Origin of the sequence: Halorubrum sp. SP3, from assembly GCF_005435195.1 — an archaeon.
Taxonomy (GTDB): Archaea; Halobacteriota; Halobacteria; order Halobacteriales; family Haloferacaceae; genus Halorubrum; species Halorubrum sodomense.
The window spans coordinates 1-1,468 of the sequence record NZ_SGTU01000089.1 but is presented as its reverse complement, the minus strand read 5'-3'; the positions used below and the strand labels follow the sequence as shown (position 1 = coordinate 1,468).

Below are 1,468 nucleotides of genomic sequence, written 5' to 3'. Positions count from 1 at the left end.
ACTAGCCTCGTGGCAGGCTATGAGTACCACAGAGCAACCGACACAACCACGACAGACCCGCGAACAGCGGTACGAGGAACTGATCGACAGCCTTGACCCCAAACTGAAGGGGAAGGCTGACTACGGGGCGTCGGCAGCGCGGAAGGCCATGCTCTCGCGGATCCCTGTCCCGAACCACCAGCTCGCGAGAATCGGGATCGAAGTCCCGCATCGTGAGTACTTGGACGACGCGGACGACCGTGTCACGCGCAAGACGACGCTGCGATGTGAGGATGGAACGAGAGTCCACCTTCATCAAGACGTTCGAGAGGCGGACGACGAGGACACCTTCGGCTCCTTCGGGGCCGCAGAAGACGACGTAGATGACGTAATCTGGACCGTCGTCGGCCTCGATGATGGCACCGTGGATCTCACCGTCGTCGGTGAGTGGTCTCGGAGAAGGCACGTCCCGTACGATGAGTTTGCCGACGAGTACGAGCCGTTGTACCTCGCAGATGGACAACCAAAATGGGGATACTGAAATGACAAGTGAGAAACCATACAAAGATCAACAGAAGTTGGAATCGTTGCTTGAGAAACACGAATATCACGTACCTAGCGTCGCTGATGAGTGTGGTGTGAGCAGGGGAACGATACATCGCTGGTGTGAAAAACACGGGATCAATCCTAAACCATACTCTGATAAAGAGAAGCTCAAAGAATTGTACGTTGATAAGGGTCTAAGTGCCGAAGAAGTTGGTAATCGCTTGTGTGGAAGCGAACACTCTGTGTTGGACTGGTTGCGGAGGCACGATCTTCCCGTACGCACAGCTTCAGCAGACAGACCGCCACATTTCCGTACTCAGCACGGGTATGAGAAGTGGTCAGTGACTCATCAAGGATCTTCGTTCGATGTGATGGTTCATCGGTTACTCGCAGTAGCGGAACATGGTTTAGATGAGTTACGCGAGAAGGACGTACATCACAAGAATCGGATACCGTGGGACAATCGAACTCAAAATATTGAGTTACTCACCACCGAGGAACACATGAGAGATCACCTCTCTACGTGGGATAGAGACGATGACGGCAGAATACTTCCTCACCAATGAAACTGAAAAGACAAAAGCGTCGGTCGGTGCCGTACGATGAGTTTGCCGACGAGTACGAGCCGTTGACGCTTGCCGACGGACAGCCTCAGTGGGGGTATTAGATGATTAGTTGGTCACTCACCGTCGTCGCTACCGTGACTGTCGTAACAGTAGGACTATTAATAGAAGACATCCACAGGCGCCGCCACGAGCGGAAGATGAAGAAGTTAGAACAACAGGCCGAGTTAGACGAGAAAATGTTGGACCGTGAGTTGGAAAACAGAGAGATAGAGAAAAATGAGTAAACCGTCGAAGCATCGGCTTTACGAGCTGTACTGGGGTTACGGAGAAACCCACAACGACATCGCTGACCGCTATGACGTGAACGACAGAACCGT

At 52.7% G+C, this 1,468-nt stretch carries 2 protein-coding genes; both read left to right on the top strand.

All coding sequences use genetic code 11. The features are described from left to right. The coding region (locus EXE42_RS15490) for a hypothetical protein (RefSeq protein WP_206750730.1) at positions 1 to 520 on the top strand (520 nt) is incomplete at its 5' end. Then, a complete protein-coding gene (locus tag EXE42_RS20695) occupies positions 456 to 1,091 on the top strand; it encodes an HNH endonuclease (RefSeq protein WP_321167824.1) in 636 nt (211 codons plus the stop codon). The genes EXE42_RS15490 and EXE42_RS20695, both read left to right, overlap by 65 nt. The last annotated feature ends 377 nt before the right edge of the window (positions 1,092 to 1,468 follow it).